Below are 18,647 nucleotides of genomic sequence, written 5' to 3'. Positions count from 1 at the left end.
TCAGCCGATGCCCGCGGCCAGTGTGCGCCACTACTCCGAATGCGCACCCGCCGGGTCCGGCAAATCGGACACCAGCTCCCGCCAGTCGGCCGCCGAGAGCTCCGTCGGCTCCCGGCCGGACTCGCGGGCCCGCCGCTCGGCCGAACGGATGCGCTCGGCGAATGCCAGCGCGACCGCGCGCAGCTGGTCCTCCGGGTCGTGACCGGCCAGCTTCGCCTGCGCGGCGCTGTCGAACAGCACCTCACCAGGGGTTTCGCCGCGCGGCATCGCGTCCGCAGGAATCCCGGCGCGGTTCGCGCGCTGCACCAGCTTGGCGGCCAGGGCCACCGCCGGCTGCCCCAGCGCGACACCATCCACAATGGACTCGCGCTGCTTCTCCTGCTGCTTCAGCTCCTCCCAACGGGCGTGCTGCGACTCGGCGTCCAGCAGCGCCGGTCCGTCGGCGAAGACGTGCGGGTGCCGCGACACGAGCTTGCTGACAAGGCCCGCGGCGACCGCGTCGATGTCGAACGGATCGGCCGGATCCTCCGTCGCGACCCGCGCGTGGAACAGGACCTGCAGCAGCACGTCCCCCAGCTCCTCGCGCAGCGCCTCCCGGTCGCGGTGCTCGATCGCGTCGAGCAGCTCGTAGGTCTCCTCGACGAGGTACTTGCGCAGCGTGTCGTGGTCCTGCTCGGCGTCCCACGGGCAGCCGCCGGGCGAACGAAGCCGGTCCATCACCGTCACCGCGTCCAGCAGTTCGATCCCGGCCGGCGCCGGGGCGGCGATCAGCCGCGCACCCGCGGCGCGGAGCGCGTCGGCGTCGGCGCAGCCGAGTGCGCCGACGATCAGCACGACAGGCTCCCGAGCCGCCTGCGCCAGCAGATCTGCGGCCGCAGGCGGCGCGGGGGCATCGAGCGCCGCGCGCGTAGCGGGCGCGAGGCCGGGTTCGGCGTAGACGGCGGCAGCGCTGCGCAGCAGCGGTAGCGCCGCTGCCGGTAGAACGTCGCCAAGCCGGTCGTCGACCACGACGACCGCGGAACCTTCCTGCACCCGGACCTCGCTCATGCTGCGATTGTCCCAACCCGCAACACCCGCCGTGGCCCCGGGCGCGGAGTCGTTGGTCACGTCGACAGCAGTTTCAATAATGGAAACCGCAGCGGAACCACAGGTGTCCGCAGTTTCATTGAAACTGTCAGCTCCGGTCAGCCGGCCGCCGCCGCTGGGGCAGGGGCAGGGGCAGGGGCAGGGCCCGACAAGCGGAAGCCGGCGGTTTCGCCCTCGCTCGGTACCGCCACCAGGTTCACGCGGTCCCAGACGCCGTAGCGGGGGCTGAGCCGCACCCCGACGCGGTCCGCCGTGATGCCAAGCAGGCCGATGCCGAGGCTTTGCAGCATCTGGTCGCCCATCCCACCCGAGGATGCCGTCGGGGGCGCATCGGTGCGGCGCTCCTTGATCCGCGCGATCAACCACTGGCCGGAGTTCGTTTCCGGCTCGAACGCCAGCACCGTGCCGGGCTGCGCGCCGAACAACGGCGCAAGCTTCGGATCGTCGCTGGGGCGCAGCTTCTGGTCGAGCACCGCCAGAACGCCGGCCTTGGCGTCCTCCTGGACGAGCGCGGCGGCCTCCGCCGGGCCCTGCGCCATGCGCTTGGCCTTCTCCTCCGCCTCGCCGCGCGTGCTCGCCCGGCTGTAGTCGAAGGTGATCGCCAGCCGGTCGACGTACTTGCGCCCGAGTTCCGTTTCCAGCAGGTAGGTTCTGACCACGTCGCGGAGGCCCTCCGGGGTGTTGATCCCACCCTCGGTCGCCGTCTGCGGCCCGCCTACCTGGTTGATCAGGTCGGCGACCTGCTGGTCGGTGACGGTCAGCCCCTCGTCGCGGGCCGCCTGCGCGACCAGCTCCTGCAGGACCAGCTGCGAGGCCAGTTTCCTACCGAGGTCGTCGAGTTGCCCCTGCTGCTGCCACTTCTCCCTGAGGCCCGGTTCCTTCGCGAGCACCTCACCGAACCAGGACTGGACATCGGAGACCGGGATGCGGTTGTCGCCGACGATCGCGGCTGCGCCGACCTGGCTGGGGCCGGAACCGCAACCGGCGAGCAGCAGCCCGGCTGCGGCGATCGATGCGAGAAGGCGCCCGTGGCGCGGCATGCGGAACCTCACAGCGGGCACCCTCTCACGAAGACACGTTCCGGTGAAGCATCGGAGTCGTCCGAAGTCGACGGCCGCGACACCGGTTCGGCTCAACGGCCCAACGAACCCTGAGCCATGTTGACAATCACCTTCTCGCCTTCGACCAGCACCTCGTAGTCGACGCCCTCGGACAGCCCGATGGTCAGCTCGCCGGTGCCGTGCGAGTTGTCGTTGACGACCGCGCTCTGCGCCAGCTCCTGGCCGAACTGCTCGGGTCCGGCGGTGCTGCGGTCCTGGTCGGCAATCTCCACGTAGACGTGCAGGAACGCCTTGCCGGTCATGCCTTCGACCGGCTCGCCGGAGCCGCCCCAGACCGGCGCCGTCTCGTTCAGCTCGTGCTTCATCACCTTCAGCCCGCTCGCGTTCGGCAGCTTGCTGAAGTCGAACACGACCCGCTCCTCGCTGCCGTGCACGCCGGCACGGATTTCCGGCTCGGCGGCGGAGGAGGTCAGGTTCGACGCGGCCCCGGACTGCACGGCGCCACCGGCCGAGGGGGCGGGAGCCGGCGTCGGGGCGCCCGTGGCGCATCCGGTCAGCGCCAGCGCGGACAGCGCGATCGAGCTGGTCGCCAAAATCAGCTTGGTGCGCATGGACATCGGTAAAACCTCTCGCCAGGGGAGCCTTTACCCCTAAAGACGCACTGCGCCGCACGAGGTTCCAAACAGCATCAAACTGATCTTCCGAAACAGCTCACACCCGATCGGCCAACCCGGAGATCACCAACGATTAATCCACTGTGGAGGATCTAGAGCGGCAGTCATGAATCCACAATGGATAGATCAGTCCGGCTTCAAATCCCCTTTGGTCGGGCCGACTTCCAGTTGGAATTCCCCGCCGTGGCGTTCGGTACCGGCGATTACCGCCCGTTCCAGCACCTGCGCGCCCTTCTCGCCGCGCTGCATCAGCGGGTCCTCGCGCAGGTCCTTCATCAGCGCCACGCAGAGCAGCACCATCACCACCGCGAACGGCGCCGACGCCAGGAAGGTCAGGTTCTGGATGCCGCTGAGCGCGTTCTCCCCGCCGATGATGAGCATGATCGCGGCCACCGCACCCGTCGCCGCGCCCCAGAACACCACCATCCACCGCTTCGGCTCGATCGAACCACGCTGCGACAGCGTGCCCATCACCACCGACGCCGCGTCCGCGCCGGAGACGAAGAAGATCGCGACCAGGACCATCACCAGCACCGTGGTGATCACCGACAGCGGCAGCGTCTCCAGCACCCGGAAGGTCTGCGCCTCCTCGCCGCCGCTGCGGAACACGTCGACGCCGCTCTGCTGCACCCGGATCGAGCTGCCGCCGAAGATCGCGAACCACAGCAGGCTCACCGCGCTGGGCACCAGGATCACCCCGGCGACGAACTGCCGGATCGTGCGGCCGCGGCTGATCCGCGCGATGAACATGCCGACGAACGGCGTCCACGAGATCCACCACGCCCAGTAGAAGATCGTCCAGCTGGACAACCAGTCGTTCATCGCCGCACCGCCGGTGGCACCGGACCGGGAGGCCATCTCGCCGAAGTCCCTCAGGTAGGCGCCGATCGAGGTGGGCAGCAGGTTGAGGACGAACACCGTCGGGCCGACCACGAACACGAAGATCGCCAGCAGCGCGGCCAGCACCATGTTGATGTTGGACAGCCACTGGATGCCCTTGGCCACGCCTGACACCGCCGAGAAGATGAAGCAGATCGTCAGCACCAAGATGATCAGCACCAGCACCGTGTTTCCGACGCCGTTGATCCAGCCGGCCGACTGCATGCCGCTCTGGATCTGCAGCGTCCCCAGCCCCAGCGAGGCCGCCGAGCCGAACAGCGTCGCGAACAGCGCGAGGATGTCGATCAGCTTGCCGATCGGGCCCTCCGCGCCGCGCTTGCCGATCAGCGGCGTGAACACCGCGCTGATCAGCTGCTTGCGACCGCGCCGGAAGCTGCAGTAGGCGATGGACAACCCGATGACGGCGTAGATCGACCACGGGTGCAGCGTCCAGTGGAACAGCGACGTCGCCATCGCGGTCTCCACCGCCGCCTCGCTCAGCGGTTCCACGGTGCCGGGCGGCGGTTCGGCGAAGTGGGCCAGCGGTTCTGCGACGCCGAAGAACATCAGGCCGATGCCCATGCCGGCGCTGAACATCATCGCGATCCACGACACGGTGCGGAATTCCGGCTGCTCGCCGTCCTGCCCGAGCGGGATCGCGCCGTAGCGGCTGATCGCCAGCCACAGCGCGAACACCACGAACCCGGTCGCGGCGAGCACGAAGCCCCAGCCGATGTTGGTCACCAGCCAGGACAGCGCGGCGGACGAGACCCGCGCCAGCGAATCGGTGGAAAACACGCCCCAGCAGACGAAGAAGATCGTGATCGCGGCGGTGACCCCGAAGATCACGAAGTCGGTCCGGGCCGAGTGCTCGGCGGCGAACGCGGCGGGTGACTGCGGTATGCCCGTCTTCTCCGGTCCCGAGGCCTTACTGGACATGGTCCCCCGCCTCCTAGCTAGTCACGCACTGCGAAGCCGGGTTAACGGTCACGCCGGGTCGGTATCTCGGCAACTCAGAAGCACGACGTCCCGGCTGGTCAGGCCCCGTGAGCACTTTCAGGTGCTATGACACCCAAAAGCGCTCACGGCCCCAGGCGACAGCGGCGAGGCGGGTGGCGAGGCGGGTTCAGCCGACCGGGGCGGGAGCGGTGGTGAGGTCCTCCAGGAACTTGGCGCACCAGTCCAGCAGCGCCTCGTCGCGCAGCGGCGGCGCGCCCATCCGGCCTCCTGCCGCGCCTTCCGTCGGGCGCGGCACCGACACCGTGCGGACCGCGGGCTTGTACAACGCCTTCGGATACAGGCGCTTGAGCCGGACCTGCTTCGAGTCCGGTAGCTCCAGCGGCGCCACCCGCAGCGACGCGCCCTGCAACGTCGCCTCCCTTACCCCGTGCTCCCGGCAGACCTGCCGGAACCGCGCCACCTTCAGCAGCCGCTCCACCGGCTCCGGCAACGGCCCGTAGCGGTCGACGAGCTCGGCGCGCACCGCGTCCAGCGCCTCGACGTCGACGGCCGCCGCGAGCTTGCGGTATGCCTCCAGCCGCAGCCGCTCCCCCGGCACGTAGTCGTGCGGGATGTGCGCGTCGATTGGCAGGTCGACCCGGACCTCGGTGAGCTCCTCCTCGGTCTCCCCCGGCTCCGCGCCCGCGTGCCGACGGAACGCATCGACCGCCTCGCCGACCAACCGCACATACAAGTCGAAGCCGACGCCCGCGATGTGCCCGGACTGCTCGGCGCCGAGGATGTTGCCCGCGCCGCGGATCTCCAGGTCCTTCATCGCGACCGCCATGCCCGCGCCGAGCTCGGAGTTCTGCGCGATCGTCGCCAGCCGGTCGTGTGCCATGTCGGTCAGCGGCTTCTCCGGCGGGTAGAGGAAGTAGGCGTAGCCGCGCTCGCGGGCCCGCCCGACGCGGCCGCGCAGCTGGTGCAGCTGGGCGAGGCCGAGCAGGTCGGAGCGATCCACGATCAGCGTGTTGGCGTTGGAGATGTCCAACCCGGTCTCGACGATCGTGGTGCACACCAGCACGTCGTGCTCGCGCTCCCAGAACCCCTGGATGATCTTCTCCAGCCGGTCCTCGTTCATCTGCCCGTGCGCGGTGACGATCCGCGCCTCCGGCACCAGTTCCCGCAGCTGGCGCGCGACCTTCTCGATGTCGTGCACCCGGTTGTGCACGAAGAACACCTGGCCGTCGCGCAGCAGCTCGCGCCGGATCGCGGCGGCGACCTGCTTCTGGTCGTACGCGCCGACGTAGGTCAGGATCGGGTGTCGCTCCTCCGGCGGGGTGAGGATCGTCGACATCTCCCGGATGCCGGCCATGCTCATCTCCAGCGTCCGCGGGATCGGCGTCGCGGACATCGTCAGCACGTCCACGTGCGTGCGCAGGGCCTTGATGTGTTCCTTGTGCTCGACGCCGAAGCGCTGCTCCTCGTCGACGATCACCAGGCCCAGGTCCTTGTACCGGATCCCGGTCTGCAGCAGCCGGTGCGTGCCGATCACGATGTCGACCGAGCCGTCGGCCAGGCCCTGGATTGTTTCCTCGGACTCCATCTGGTCGGTGAACCGGGACAGCCCCTTCACGGTCACCGGGAACGACCGCATCCGGTCGGTGAAGGTGTTCAGGTGCTGCTGGGCGAGCAGCGTGGTCGGCACCAGCACGGCGACCTGCTTGCCGTCCTGCACCGCCTTGAACGCCGCGCGCACCGCGATCTCGGTCTTGCCGTAGCCGACGTCGCCGCAGATCACCCGGTCCATCGGCACCGGGCGCTGCATGTCGGCCTTCACCTCGTCGATGGCGGCCATCTGGTCGCCGGTCTCGGTGTAGGGGAAGGCGTCCTCCAGCTCCCGCTGCCACGGGGTGTCCGCGCCGAAGGCGTGCCCCGGCGAGGACTGCCGGGCCGCGTACAGCTGCACCAGCTCGGCGGCGATTTCCTTGACCGCCTTGCGGGCCTTGGCCTTGGTGTTCTTCCAGTCCGAGCCGCCGAGCTTGTTCAGCGTCGGCACCTCGCCGCCGACATAGCGGGTGACCTCGTCGAGCTGGTCGGTCGGCACGAACAGCCGGTCGCCGGGCTGGCCGCGCTTGCTCGCCGCGTACTCCAGCACCAGGTACTCGCGGGTCGCGCCGCCGACAGTGCGCTGCACCATCTCGACGTACTTGCCGATGCCGTGCTGCTCGTGCACCACGAAGTCGCCGGTCTTGAGCGCCAGCGGGTCGACCGCGTTGCGCCGCCGCGACGGCATCCGGCGCATGTCCTTCGTGGACGTTCCGCCCCGGCCGCCGGTCAGGTCGGCCTCGGTGAGCACCACCAGTGCGACCTCGGGCGCGGCGAAGCCGTCCTCCAGACCGCCGCGGACCACCGTCACCACGCCGGATTCCGGCTCCGCCGCCAGCCCGTCCTCCGCCAACCGCGCGGGCAGCTCCGCTTCGCGCAGCTGCTGCACGGCGCGCTGCGCGGTGCCCGCACCGGCCACCACCAGCACCGCCGCGCCGCCTGCGGCGGTGTGCGCGCGCAGGTCGGCGAAGGCGCGCTCGATTTCGCCGTGGTAGGCGTCAACCGGCTTGAGAACGAGCCGGATGACCTCGTCGTCCTCGCCTTCCTCGCTGGTCAGCTGGGTCAGCGGCCACCACGGCAGGCCGATCGAGACGGTGTGCTCGGCGACCTCGGCCAGCCTGCGGTAGGCCGACGCGCCCAGATCGATGGGTGCTTTGCCGCCGTCGGCGGCGACCATCCAGGAGGCCTCCAGGAACTCCTGGCCGGTGCGCACCAGGTCGGCGGCCCGCGCGTGGATCTTCTCCGGGTCGGCGAGCAGCACGTGCGTGCCCGCCGGGACCAGATCGGTCAGCAGCCGCATCTCTCCTTCGCACAGCGCTGGGATCAGCGCCTCCATGCCTTCGACCGGCGCGCCCGAGGCGATCTTCTCCAGCATCTCGGCGAGGTGGGTGTCGGTCTGGTGCTGCTCGGCGAGCTTCGCGGCGCGCTCGGCGACCTGCTCGGTGATCAGCAGCTCCCGGCAGGCCGGGGCGAACAGCTCGGTGCTCGGCGCGTCCGGTAGCGAGCGCTGGTCGGCGACGGCGAACGGGCGGATCTCGGTGACCTCGTCGCCCCAGAACTCGACCCGCAGCGGGTGTTCCTCGGTCGGCGGGAACACGTCGACGATGCCGCCGCGCACCGCGAACTCGCCGCGCTTCTCGACCATGTCGACGCGGTCGTAGGCCAACTCCGCGAGCCGCTCGACCAGTTCCTGGAAGTCGTGCTCGGTGCCGACCGCGAGCCGCACCGGGGCCAGCTCGCCCAACTCCGGCGCGATCGGCTGGATCAGGCTGCGCACCGTCGTCACCAGCACCTGGATGGCGCCGTGCGCGTGCTCCCCGGGGTGCGCGAGGCGGCGCAGCACCGACAGCCGCCGGCCGACGGTGTCGGCGCGGGGCGAAAGCCGTTCGTGCGGCAGGGTTTCCCAGGACGGGAACACCTCGATTCGGGCCGGACCCAGCAGGTCCGACAGCGCCGCCGCGGCTTCTTCCGCTTCCCGGCCGGTGGCGGTTACCAGCAGCACCGGCCGCCCGGCGCCGCCCTCGGCGGCCAGCGACCCCGCGGTCAGCGACCGGGCCGCCGGGGGGCCTTCCAGCACCAGGCGCGGCCGCCCGGCCGCCGCCACGACCCGCCGGATGGCTGGATCGCGCAGCACGATTTCGAGCAGTCCGCGCAGGGGACCGGCCTGGCTCATGGAGCTACCTCGCAGCAAGACATGGCGAATGCGGGCACACCCCTGCCCGGGACCAACGCCAACACCGGGAGGGGCATCGGGTTCCAGACTACGACCCGGGTGCGACACGAACGCGATGGCCCGAACGCACCACATGGCGGATGTCACACTGTGCGCATGCTGCCGCGCCGGTCCGCCGCGTTCGCCCTGCTGCTGCCGCTGATCAGCGGCTTGATCGGGTGCACCAGCGCGGACAGCACCGATCGGCCCGCACCGGCGAGCACGGCGGCCCCGGCACCGTCGGCGCTGCGCGTCGAGATCGTCGCGGCCGGGCTGGAACACCCCTGGGACATCGGGTTCCTGCCGGACGGCACCACGCTGGTCAGCCAGCGCCCCGGCAGGCTCGCGCTGCTCGCCGATCATCGACCGGGCGCGCTGGTGCGGCCGGTGCAGGCGGACTTCGGCGACGTGCTCGCGGAAGGTGAGGGCGGGCTGATGGGCCTGCTAGTGCACCCGTCGTTCGCCGCCAACCGGCGGTTCATCACCTGCCAGACGAACCAGGAGAACGGCACGCCCGTGGACGTCCGGCTGATCACCTGGCGGCTGTCCGAGGACGGCTCGCGCGCGGATCGGGTCGGGAATCTGCTCATCGGGCTCCCGGTGAACCGCAGCGGACGGCACTCCGGCTGCCGGCTGGCGCTGGCCGAAGACGGAGCGCTGCTGGTGAGCACCGGGGACACGGCGCGGCCCGCGATCGCGCAGGACCGCGGCTCGCTCGGCGGCAAGGTGCTGCGGGTGAACATCGACACCGGCGCTCCCCTGCCGGACAACCCGTTCATCGCCTCGCCGAACCCGAGCGAGCGGTTGCTCTACACCTACGGGCACCGCAACCCGCAGGGCGTCGCGCCGCGGCCCGGTGGTCAGGTGTTCGTCGCGGAGCACGGGCCGGACGTCGACGACGAGATCAACCTGCTGCGGCCGGGCGGGAACTACGGCTGGGACCCGTCGCGCGGCGGCACCGAATCCTCTTACGACGAGTCGGTGCCGATGACCGATCTGCGCCGGTTCCCGGACGCCGTCGAAGCGGTCTGGTCGTCGGGAGACCGAACGGAAGCCGTTTGTGCCGCGACGTTCCTGACCGGTCCGCAGTGGAAGCGCTTCGACGGGATGCTGGCGGTCACGGCGCTGAAGGGCAGCAAGCTGCTGCTGTTCGGGGTCCAGCCGGACGGCTCGGTCCACCAGGTCGAGATCCCGCCCGAACTCGACGACACCCACGGCCGGCTCAGAGCCGCCCGCCAAGGCCCCGACGGTGCCCTCTACATCACCACGTCCAACGGCACCGACGACAAGGTCCTCCGCATCACGGCATCCTGAACCGCAAGTTCCCGGCGTCCTGAACCGCAAGTTCCATTGAAATCGGACCTTCGATTTCAATGGAACTTGCGGCCCTCCGGCGCGTCAGCCCCCGACACGCCGACGCCTGTGGACAACTTCCGCAATTTCAATGGAAATCGGACCTTCGATTTCAATGGAACTTGCGGGAGAACAGGCGCACCGGGGCGTCTGCGTGGGGTCGGTGGTGCGTTACTTCGTCGAGAGGCGGGGTTTGTGCTCCAGGTGGGACAGGCCGTTCCAGGCGAGGTTCACCAGGTGCGCGGCGACCTCTTCCTTCTTCGGCTTGCGCGCCTCCAGCCACCACTGGCCGGTCAGCGCCACCATGCCCACCAGCGCCTGGCTGTACAGCGGGGCGAGCTTCGAGTCGTAGCCCCGCGCGCTGAACTGCAGGCCGAGGATGTGCTCGACCTGGCTCGCGATGTCGTTGAGCAGGCTGGGAAACGTGCCGCTGTTGCTGGCCACCGGCGAATCCCGCACCAGCACCCGGAAACCGTCGGTGTTGTTGTCGATGTAGTCAAGCAGCGCCCGCGCCGCTTGCTCCAGCAGCTCCCGGGGATGTCCCGCGGACAGGGCGGAGACGACCAGGTCCAGCAGGTTGCGCATCTCGCGGTCGACCACCACCGCATAGACGCCTTCCTTCCCGCCGAAGTGCTCGTAGACGACCGGCTTGGACACCCCGGCGCGGTGCGCGATCTCCTCGATCGACGTGCCGTCGAAGCCCTTCTCCGCGAACAAGGCCCGGGCCACGTCCAGCAGCTGCTGCCGGCGTTCCTTGCCCGTCATCCTGACCCGTGCGGTGCGTCCCTTCGGTCGCGCCTCCGGTTCGGGCGCAGTCCGCCCGCGTCGCCGTGATACCACTCACACAACCCTAAGGTGCGGGGCCGGCACCGATGTGCTGGCCCGATGAAAAGTGCCCGCGCGACCACCGCCGCGCGGGCACTGCTGAAGCCGGGCGGTCAGCCCTTGTACTCGGTGACCGAGATGCGGGCCAGCCGCTTCTCGTTGGACCAGCGGACGTTCCAGGCCCAGCCGAGCTTCTCGAAGATCCAGATCACCCGCGCCGAGATGTCGATCTGGCCGCGCAGCACGCCGTGCCGGGCGCAGGTCGGGTCGGCGTGGTGCAGGTTGTGCCACGACTCGCCGAAGGACAGGATCGCCAGCGGCCAGAAGTTCGCCGCCTTGTCCCGGCTCTTGAACGGCCGCTCGCCGATCATGTGGCAGATCGAGTTCACCGACCAGGTCACGTGGTGCAGGAAGGACACCCGGACCAGCCCGGCCCAGAAGAACGCGGTGAACGCGCCCCACAGCGACCAGGTGAACAGCCCGCCCAGCACACCGGGAAGCACGAGGCTGAGGGCCGTCCACAGCGGGAACAGCCGGTTGACCTTCACTAGCGCTTCGTCCTTGAGCAGGTCCGGCGCGAAGCGGTCCTCGTTGGTCAGGTCGCGCTCGAACAGCCAACCCATGTGCGCATGCCAGAAGCCCTTCGCCAGCGCGGCGGGCGAGCTGCCGAAGCGCCACGGCGAGTGTGGGTCGCCCTCGCGGTCGGAGAAGGCGTGGTGCCGGCGGTGGTCAGCAACCCAGGTGATCGCCGGGCCCTGCACGGCAATCATGCCGAAGATCGCCAACGCGATCTTGACGCCGTGCTTGGCCTTGAACGACCCGTGCGTGAAGTACCGGTGGAAACCGACCGTCACACCGAGTCCCGACGCGACGTAGAAGACCAGCGCCAAGCCGATGTCGACCCAGCCGAGGCCCCAGCCCCAGGCCGCCGGCACCGCCAGCACAAGAGCAAGGAACGGCACCAGGACGAACACGTACACCGCCAGCTGCGCCACCCAGGGTCGGGTGCCCGCGGTCAGCGGCTTCGGCCCGGACTCCGCGCGGGCCTCTGTAGGGGCAACGCGCTCGGTTGCTGCGGTCATACTCAATACCTCGAATGGCGTTGGGGAGGTGGGAAAACTGCGGTCAGCGCCGGGCATCACGGCCCCGCAACACCTCCACCCTACGGGACCGTAACCTACGCAAGCGTAAGTTCTTTGATGCCGAATCGTCACCCCCCGGCGCCAAAATTGCGGCGTGTCGCACCCGCCCGGGCGTGTCCGAATCGCCTTGTTCACCCGAACAGCGGTGATCTTGAACGCAACCCGGCGACAGCTCGGTGCGTCACATACACGTGCCTGCCCTCGACGAAACCCGCGAGCCGACCAGCCCGACGCCGACCCGGCAGCCGGGGCATGCCACGATGTCGGCGGGGTACAACCGCCTGTCAGCCCGGGCCGGTAAGCTCGGGCAGCGGTGCCAGGAGTCACATGCCGGCACCGCGGGACAACAGCACCCGATCCGCCGTGGTGTAAAGGCAGCACCTCGGATTTTGGTTCCGATGGTCCAGGTTCGAATCCTGGCGGCGGAGCGAGCGGTCCCCCCAGGTCCGATGCGGCGCGCGGCCGGCAACACCGCGCAGCGCGCCGCGCGGGCTGCCGGGGTGGAATGGTGAACAGGGGGTGTGCGCCGCTGCGCGACGACACGACCGCCGTGCGCGATGACCCGGTGGCCACGCTGAGCGAGGTGTCCGACGCGTGGCTGGTGGGACGCGCACGCGAACTCAACGCAGTCGGCCAGCACAGCGACACTGCCAGTCAGCGCGGCACCATCCGCGAAGCCGACAACCTGCTCGCCGAGGCCCAGCGACGCGGCGAACCGCGCATCGTCGGCCAACTCCTGCGGCACTGTGCCTCGATGCGGCTGGTGACGCCCGGCCTCGTCGACAGCGCCGACCCACTGCTCGACGAGCTCCTAACGCACACCCGGCGACACGGACTGGATGTCCTGCTGGCCGATGCGCACGCGCTGCGCAGCCGGCGCGCGCTGCTCGGCGGCAGCGAGGACAACGCACTCACCGAGGTCGCGCACGGCCTGGCGATGCTCGACGACGAACTGGTCCCGGACCGCACGCTGGGCCGCCGGTCGTGGGAGCGACTGCTGGCCACCTCGCTGATCGACATCGGCCTGGTCCTCACCCAGCTCGGCGTCTACGAGACGGCCGACGAGGTGATGACCCGCGCCCACCAGCGGATCCGGGAGAGCGGCGGCCCGCACGAGATCGCGGTGCACATGATCAACCGGTGCCGGATGCTGCTGGGCTGGGGGCTGCGGCTGGAGCGCATCGGCCAGCATGCGGAGGCGACCGCTCGATTCACCACCGCGTCGGCGATCGCGGTCGCGGTGGAGGGCCCGTGGCGCGAGTCGCTGTTCCCCCGGGTGTCCGACCGCCCCGCCGCCGAGCAGGTGCCGGTGCTCGGCGCCGCCCACGCGCTGGCGCAGCCGCACGTGGAGCACATCAAGCGGCTCGAGGTGCTGCGCGCCCTGGACCGGGCGATCCACCCGCGGGAGAAGATCATCGTCGCGATCGCGCTGTCCCGGTGCCTGACCCGCGCGGACCTCGGCGAAGAAGCGGTGCGTGTGCTGTCAGACACCCGTGAGGACACGGCCAGCGACACGTCGGAGCCGACACTGCGCATCTCGCTGGCCCGCGAGTACGCGCAGCTGATCGAAGTCGGCACCGGAGGCACCCACGACGCGCTGCGGGACTACGCGCTGGAGCTGGAAACCGAGCTGTGGACGATGCGCCAGGCCCGACTGTCCACTTTGGTCACCAGGTTGGAGAACTCCCGGCTGATCCACAGGCACGACGCGATCACCCGGCAGGCCCTGCAGGACCCGCTCACCGGCCTGTCGAACCGCCGCGCACTGGACGACCGGCTGGAGACGCTGCTCAACGCGCCCGATGCGCAGCCGCTGGCGGTGGCGCTGGTCGACCTCGACGGGTTCAAGGGCGTCAACGACCGCTGTTCGCACGCGGAGGGCGACGACGTGCTGCGCACCGTCGCGATGACCCTGCGCGACACCCTGCGCACCGATGACTTCGTGGCCCGCTACGGCGGTGACGAGTTCGTCGTGCTGCTGCCTGGCGCGGCCCTCGGCGCCGCGGAGGCTGCGCTGCAGCGCACCGCCGAGGCGGTCGACCGGCTGCCCGGCGAGCGCTCGCGCGGCGTGACCCTGTCGATCGGCGTCGTCGCGATGCGCCCGCAGGAATCGGCCGCGCAGGTGCTGGCGCGCGCGGATGCCGCGATGTACCAGGCGAAGCGCGACGGCGGCAACCGCGTCTGGGCGTTCTCCGGCGTGACCAACGACCCACCGGACACACCGGCCGAAGATCACTCGGTGTGGATCCCCCCAGACGCCGTCTGACTCGTTCGAATGGTGAGTGAGGGCCCCTTCAACCGGCGTAGTCGACCGGAGGGCCCCTCGCCCATGTCAGATTCCCTGGTTCATCAGGCGTGTGATCGGCCACAACGGGCAGCGCCGCGGGGGCTCCGCAAGTGCAGGGAAGATCACAAAGCCGCAGCTAGAGGGCTGACTCCGCACACGGAATACCGCCGGTCAGCGGTACCATCACACCCGCCGGACAGGCGCGCAGGGGCACCGGAGCCGAGGGGGCGGCGGGCCGGTTACCCTTCACCCGCTTGGACGCAACAGGCATTGTCGGCCCGACGGCTGATCGACGCCGCCGAGCCGCTTCTAGAGATCAAGGGAGAGCGCTGATGCTCCAGGGCGACACCGCCCAGCCCTCCTCCCGCAGCGATGCGTCTCCGGAAATCGTCAGCACGATCGTGCTCGCCGCTGGCGAGGGCACCAGGATGCGATCGGCGACGCCGAAGGTGCTGCACCGGCTCGCGGGCAGGCCCCTGGTCGAACACGCCGTGCGCGCTGCGGCCGGTGTCGACCCCGATGCGCTGGTGGTCGTGCTGGGGCACGGCCGCGACGCCGTCGCCGAGCACCTGAAAGGCCTGGCCGGCGCCCTCGACCGCCCGATCGGCACCGCGGTGCAGGAAGAGCAGCTCGGCACCGGGCACGCGGTCTCGTGCGGACTCTCCGACCTGGCCGACGGCCTCACCGGCACGGTGCTGGTCAGCTACGGCGACGTGCCGCTGCTCGACAGCGACACCCTGCGGGCCCTGCTCGCCGAGCACCGCGACTCCGGCAACGCCGTCACCGTGCTGACCGCGGTGGTCGACGAGCCGACCGGCTACGGCCGGATGCTGCGCGGCGCCGACGGCCGGGTGACCGGCATCGTCGAGCAGAAGGACGCCACTCCCGAGCAGGCGGAGATCACCGAGATCAACTCCGGGGTCTACGCCTTCGACGCGGAAGTGCTCACCGACGCGCTCAAGCGGCTGTCCACCGACAACGCCCAGGGCGAGCTCTACTTGACCGACGTCCTGTCGATCGCGCGCGACGACGGCCGCCCGGTCGGCGCCCTGGTCTGCGCCGATCCGTGGCTGGTGGAAGGCATCAACGACCGGGTGCAGCTGGCCCGCCTCGGCGCCGAGCTCAACCGCAGGCTGCTGCTGCGCTGGATGCGCGCGGGCGTCACGATCATCGACCCGAACTCGGTGTGGCTGGACTGCGACGTGGTGCTGGAGCGCGACGTCCTGCTGGAGCCGGGAGTGCAGCTGCGCGGCGGCACCACCGTCGGCGAGGGCGCGACCGTCGGCCCCGACACCACGCTCACCGGCTGCGTGATCCACCCCGGCGCCTCCGTGGTGCGCACCCAGGGCGATGGCGCCGAGATCGGACCGGACGCCAAGGTCGGGCCGTTCGCCTTCCTGCGCCCCGGCACCCGGCTCGGCACGAACGGCAAGATCGGCACCTTCGTCGAGACCAAGAACGCCGCGATCGGCGACGGCACCAAGGTGCCGCACCTGAGCTACGTGGGCGACGCGACGATCGGCGAGCAAAGCAACATCGGCGCCGCCACGGTCTTCGTCAACTACGACGGGGTGGCCAAGCACCACACCGTGATCGGATCACACGCCCGGACCGGCGCGGACAACATGTTCGTCGCCCCGGTCGAGATCGGCGACGGCGCCTACACCGCCGCCGGCTCCGTGATCACCCAAGATGTCCCGCCAGGGGCGATGGCGGTCGCCCGCGGGAAGCAACGCAACGTCGAAGGCTGGGTCGCCAGACGCCGCCCCGGCACCGCCGCAGACCAGGCCTCGCAACAGGCTTTGTCGAAAGCAGAACCAACCACCAATCCGACGAACGACGCCCGATGATGGACGTCTTACGGGGAGGGACGATGACCGTGAGTGCCATGTCTGCGACCCCGAAGAAGAGCCTCAAGCTCTTCTCCGGTAGCAGTCACCCGGAACTGGCCGAGGAGGTGGCCAAGCAGCTTGACGTAACGGTCACGCCCCAGAGTGCCTACAAGTTCGCCAACGGCGAGATCTTCGTGCGCTACGACGAGTCGGTGCGCGGCTGCGACGCCTTCGTCATCCAGTCGCACTGCAACCCGCTCAACGACGCCATCATGGAACAGCTGATCATGGTGGACGCGCTCAAGCGGGCCAGCGCCAAGCGCATCACCGTGGTCATGCCGTTCTACGGCTACGCGCGCCAGGACAAGAAGCACAAGGGTCGCGAGCCGATCTCGGCGCGGCTGATGGCCGACCTGTTCAAGACCGCCGGCGCGGACCGGATCATGGCGGTGGACCTGCACACCGACCAGATCCAGGGCTTCTTCGACGGCCCGGTGGACCACCTGATGGCCCAGAAGCTGCTGGCCAGCTACATCCGCGACACCTACGCGGGCGACCAGATCACCGTGGTTTCCCCCGACTCCGGCCGGGTCCGGGTGGCGGAGAAGTGGGCCGATGACCTCGGCGGCACGCCGCTGGCGTTCATCCACAAGACCCGCGATCCCAGCAAGCCCAACCAGGTGGTCGCCAACCGCGTCGTCGGTGACGTCGAGGGCCGGCTGTGCGTGCTGGTCGACGACATGATCGACACCGGTGGCACCATCACCAAGGCCACCGAGCAGCTGCTGGCGGCCGGCGCGAAGGACGTCATCATCGCCGCCACCCATGCCGTGCTGTCCGGCCCGGCGGTGGAGCGGCTGTCGTCCTGCGGCGCGAAGGAGGTCGTGCTGACCAACACGCTGCCGATCCCGGAGGAGCGCCGGTTCCCGAACCTCACGGTCCTGTCGATCGCCCCGCTGGTCGCGGAGGCCATCCACCAGGTCTTCGAGGACGGCTCCGTCACCAGCCTCTTCGACGGCCGCGCCTGACCGAGCGAGGTCGAACGGCCACTAACCACGAACGGCCACTAACCACGAGCGGCCACTAACCACGAGCGGCCCCGGTCCACTTCGGACCGGGGCCGCTCGCTGCCTCCAGGCCCCGCAATTTCCATTGAAATTGGACCTTCGATTTCAATGGAAATTGCGTGGGTTTCCCACGACCGTTCGGCGTGTCGGGGTCCGACACGCCGACGATCCGCAATTTCCATTGAAATTGGACCTTCAATTTCAATGGAAATTGCGTGGGGATCAGATGGAAATTGCGTGGGATCAGATGGTGGTGACGACCTCGTCGTAGTCGAGGCGGGGCAGGCGGTCGAACCAGGGGTTCTCGCCCGGCTTGCCGATGTTCACGACCACCAGCGACTGCCGCTTGCCCTCCGGGAAGAACTCCGCGTTGATCCCGGCCGCGTCGAACCCGGTCATCGGGCCCGCAGCCAGCCCCGCGGCGCGCACGCCGAGGATGAAGTACGCGATCTGCAGGCTCGCGTTGAGGTTCGCGTGGTTCAGGCGAAGCTCGTCGTTGGCCGCGAACATGTCCTTCACGCCTTCCGCGTGCGGGAACACCTGCGGCAGTTTCTCGTGGAAGTCGGTGTCGGCGGCCAGGATCGCCACCAGCGGGGCCTTCTCGGTCTTGGCCCGGTTGCCCTCCATCAGGTGCGGCAGCAGCCGCTGCCGGCTCTCCTCGGAGCGCACCAACACGATCCGCAGCGGCTGCTGGTTCATCGACGTCGGGGCCCACTTGACCAGGTCGTAGATTGCCTGGACCTGCTCGTCGGTGACGGGCTCGTCGCTGAAGCTGTTGGCTGTGCGGGCGTCGCGGAACAGCAGGTCCTGGGCGTCCGCGCCGAGCACCAACTGCTCGGTCTGGTCGATCGCGGTCATGAACTAACTCCTGGAGCCGTCGGGTGGGATTGGGGGCTCGCACCGGACGGCGCGAGCCCCCAATCTCAACATTATTGAGCCTTCAAGTATTTCAGTACCGGCTTTCTGTGACTGGAATCACCGATCCCGAGGCTGCTCAGTAGCCGACCGTGAAGCGCTGCCGCCGGTGCGTGGGCCGCTCCAGCTCGTCGATGAACGCGATCGCGTAGTCGTCGCCGCTGATCGAGGAGTCGCCGTCCGCATCGGTCACCAGCACGTCGCCGCCGAGCCGGTAGGACCCGGTCCGCTCGCCCGGAGCGTGGGCACCGAAGTTCGCCGCAGGACTGACGTAGAACCAGTCCACCCCGGCGGGCGCCTCCTGGAGCGCCGCGAGCACCTCCGTGTGCGCGCCCGCCTCCGGCTTGAACTCGTCCGGGAATTCCGGGGTGTCGATCAACCGCGGGCCGCCATCGACGGCCCTAAGGCTGCCGGCACCGCCGACCACGCCGATCCGCAGGCCGCGACGCGCAGCCGCGGCGAACAGCGTTGGCACCGCGTCGAACAGCGTCGTGCCGTCGGGCATCGGCCGCCCCGGGATCGCCACGATCAGCGCGTCCGCGCCCGCAGTCGCGTCGAGCACGAACTTCTCGTCGTGCAGCGAGCCCGCCTCCTTCGGCTCGGCCAACGACTCGACGTGCCGCGCCACGCCGACCACCTCGTGCCCGCGCTGCCGCGCTTCCCGCAGGATCTTGCCGCCGGCGAAGCCGGTGGCGCCGAACAGGACCAGTCTCATCGCATCCTCCTTCTGTGCTGGTCACCGACGCTAACCATTAGTTACTGGTGAC

Annotated in this window: 13 protein-coding genes and 1 tRNA gene; 5 read left to right on the top strand and 9 right to left on the bottom strand. The window is 69.7% G+C overall.

Annotated elements, in window-relative coordinates; all coding sequences use genetic code 11:
* Positions 1-30: 30 nt before the first annotated feature.
* The 5 genes from ACRXBZ_RS23830 to mfd all read right to left on the bottom strand — a co-directional run bounded on the left by ACRXBZ_RS23830 (position 31) and on the right by mfd (position 8,420).
* Positions 31-1,047, bottom strand: coding sequence for a nucleoside triphosphate pyrophosphohydrolase (locus ACRXBZ_RS23830; RefSeq protein WP_433883949.1), 1,017 nt, complete (start codon positions 1,045-1,047; stop codon positions 31-33).
* A 137-nt stretch (positions 1,048-1,184) separates the two neighbouring features.
* Positions 1,185-2,126 carry a SurA N-terminal domain-containing protein gene (locus ACRXBZ_RS23825; protein ID WP_433880983.1) on the bottom strand — a complete coding sequence of 314 codons (942 nt, stop codon included), beginning with the start codon at positions 2,124-2,126 and terminating at the stop codon, positions 1,185-1,187.
* A 92-nt stretch (positions 2,127-2,218) separates the two neighbouring features.
* Positions 2,219-2,764: an AMIN-like domain-containing (lipo)protein gene (locus ACRXBZ_RS23820; protein ID WP_433880982.1), complete on the bottom strand. Its 546-nt coding sequence runs from the start codon at positions 2,762-2,764 to the stop codon at positions 2,219-2,221.
* Between the two features lie 183 nt (positions 2,765-2,947).
* Positions 2,948-4,639 carry a BCCT family transporter gene (locus ACRXBZ_RS23815; RefSeq protein ID WP_433880981.1) on the bottom strand — a complete coding sequence of 564 codons (1,692 nt, stop codon included), beginning with the start codon at positions 4,637-4,639 and terminating at the stop codon, positions 2,948-2,950.
* Positions 4,640-4,826: 187 nt separating this feature from the next.
* Positions 4,827-8,420 carry a transcription-repair coupling factor gene (gene mfd, locus ACRXBZ_RS23810; protein ID WP_433880980.1) on the bottom strand — a complete coding sequence of 1,198 codons (3,594 nt, stop codon included), beginning with the start codon at positions 8,418-8,420 and terminating at the stop codon, positions 4,827-4,829.
* A 156-nt stretch (positions 8,421-8,576) separates the two neighbouring features.
* Here mfd and ACRXBZ_RS23805 point away from each other — a divergent pair, with 156 nt between their 5' ends.
* The gene (locus ACRXBZ_RS23805; protein WP_433883948.1) at positions 8,577-9,773 is read left to right on the top strand and encodes a PQQ-dependent sugar dehydrogenase; all 1,197 of its coding nucleotides are present in this window, start codon (positions 8,577-8,579) and stop codon (positions 9,771-9,773) included.
* 210 nt (positions 9,774-9,983) lie between these two features.
* Here the strand turns inward: ACRXBZ_RS23805 and ACRXBZ_RS23800 are convergent, their stop codons facing one another.
* Both ACRXBZ_RS23800 and ACRXBZ_RS23795 read right to left on the bottom strand, forming a co-directional pair.
* On the bottom strand, positions 9,984-10,577 hold the full coding sequence (locus ACRXBZ_RS23800) for a TetR family transcriptional regulator (protein WP_433880979.1): 594 nt from the start codon (positions 10,575-10,577) through the stop codon (positions 9,984-9,986).
* A 173-nt stretch (positions 10,578-10,750) separates the two neighbouring features.
* Positions 10,751-11,719, bottom strand: a complete 969-nt coding sequence (locus ACRXBZ_RS23795; protein WP_168586515.1) for an acyl-CoA desaturase — start codon at positions 11,717-11,719, stop codon at positions 10,751-10,753.
* A 417-nt stretch (positions 11,720-12,136) separates the two neighbouring features.
* On the opposite strand from ACRXBZ_RS23795, the gene ACRXBZ_RS23790 reads away from it, so the two are divergent.
* From ACRXBZ_RS23790 to ACRXBZ_RS23775, 4 genes are all read left to right on the top strand, one after another.
* Positions 12,137-12,207 (top strand) — tRNA-Gln (locus ACRXBZ_RS23790).
* Between the two features lie 80 nt (positions 12,208-12,287).
* Positions 12,288-14,045, top strand: coding sequence for a tetratricopeptide repeat-containing diguanylate cyclase (locus tag ACRXBZ_RS23785; protein ID WP_433880978.1), 1,758 nt, complete (start codon positions 12,288-12,290; stop codon positions 14,043-14,045).
* A gap of 353 nt (positions 14,046-14,398) precedes the next feature.
* Positions 14,399-15,916, top strand: coding sequence for a bifunctional UDP-N-acetylglucosamine diphosphorylase/glucosamine-1-phosphate N-acetyltransferase GlmU (gene glmU, locus ACRXBZ_RS23780; RefSeq protein ID WP_433880977.1), 1,518 nt, complete (start codon positions 14,399-14,401; stop codon positions 15,914-15,916).
* A gap of 29 nt (positions 15,917-15,945) precedes the next feature.
* Positions 15,946-16,926 (top strand): ribose-phosphate diphosphokinase, encoded by a 981-nt coding sequence (locus ACRXBZ_RS23775; protein ID WP_190818747.1) that lies wholly within the window; start codon positions 15,946-15,948, stop codon positions 16,924-16,926.
* 282 nt (positions 16,927-17,208) lie between these two features.
* Here the strand turns inward: ACRXBZ_RS23775 and ACRXBZ_RS23770 are convergent, their stop codons facing one another.
* Both ACRXBZ_RS23770 and ACRXBZ_RS23765 read right to left on the bottom strand, forming a co-directional pair.
* On the bottom strand, positions 17,209-17,823 hold the full coding sequence (locus tag ACRXBZ_RS23770) for a malonic semialdehyde reductase (RefSeq protein WP_433880976.1): 615 nt from the start codon (positions 17,821-17,823) through the stop codon (positions 17,209-17,211).
* 136 nt (positions 17,824-17,959) lie between these two features.
* Complete coding sequence (locus tag ACRXBZ_RS23765; protein ID WP_433880975.1) at positions 17,960-18,595, bottom strand: NAD(P)-dependent oxidoreductase; 636 nt, start codon at positions 18,593-18,595, stop codon at positions 17,960-17,962.
* Positions 18,596-18,647: the final 52 nt, after the last annotated feature.

Source organism: Saccharopolyspora hattusasensis, from assembly GCF_050972075.1.
Lineage (GTDB): Bacteria > Actinomycetota > Actinomycetes > Mycobacteriales > Pseudonocardiaceae > Saccharopolyspora > Saccharopolyspora hattusasensis.
This window is presented reverse-complemented; position numbering and strand designations above follow the sequence as displayed.

Excerpts from the sequence above, each read along its gene's own strand:
- ACRXBZ_RS23815 (WP_433880981.1), bottom strand. The coding sequence starts at position 4,639 with ATGTCCAGTAAGGCCTCGGGACCGGAGAAGACGGGCATACCGCAGTCA.
- mfd (WP_433880980.1), bottom strand. The coding sequence starts at position 8,420 with ATGAGCCAGGCCGGTCCCCTGCGCGGACTGCTCGAAATCGTGCTGCGC.
- ACRXBZ_RS23805 (WP_433883948.1), top strand. The coding sequence starts at position 8,577 with ATGCTGCCGCGCCGGTCCGCCGCGTTCGCCCTGCTGCTGCCGCTGATC.
- ACRXBZ_RS23795 (WP_168586515.1), bottom strand. The coding sequence starts at position 11,719 with ATGACCGCAGCAACCGAGCGCGTTGCCCCTACAGAGGCCCGCGCGGAG.
- ACRXBZ_RS23800 (WP_433880979.1), bottom strand. The coding sequence starts at position 10,577 with ATGACGGGCAAGGAACGCCGGCAGCAGCTGCTGGACGTGGCCCGGGCC.
- ACRXBZ_RS23765 (WP_433880975.1), bottom strand. The coding sequence starts at position 18,595 with ATGAGACTGGTCCTGTTCGGCGCCACCGGCTTCGCCGGCGGCAAGATC.
- ACRXBZ_RS23770 (WP_433880976.1), bottom strand. The coding sequence starts at position 17,823 with ATGACCGCGATCGACCAGACCGAGCAGTTGGTGCTCGGCGCGGACGCC.
- ACRXBZ_RS23825 (WP_433880983.1), bottom strand. The coding sequence starts at position 2,126 with ATGCCGCGCCACGGGCGCCTTCTCGCATCGATCGCCGCAGCCGGGCTG.
- ACRXBZ_RS23830 (WP_433883949.1), bottom strand. The coding sequence starts at position 1,047 with ATGAGCGAGGTCCGGGTGCAGGAAGGTTCCGCGGTCGTCGTGGTCGAC.
- glmU (WP_433880977.1), top strand. The coding sequence starts at position 14,399 with ATGCTCCAGGGCGACACCGCCCAGCCCTCCTCCCGCAGCGATGCGTCT.
- ACRXBZ_RS23820 (WP_433880982.1), bottom strand. The coding sequence starts at position 2,764 with ATGTCCATGCGCACCAAGCTGATTTTGGCGACCAGCTCGATCGCGCTG.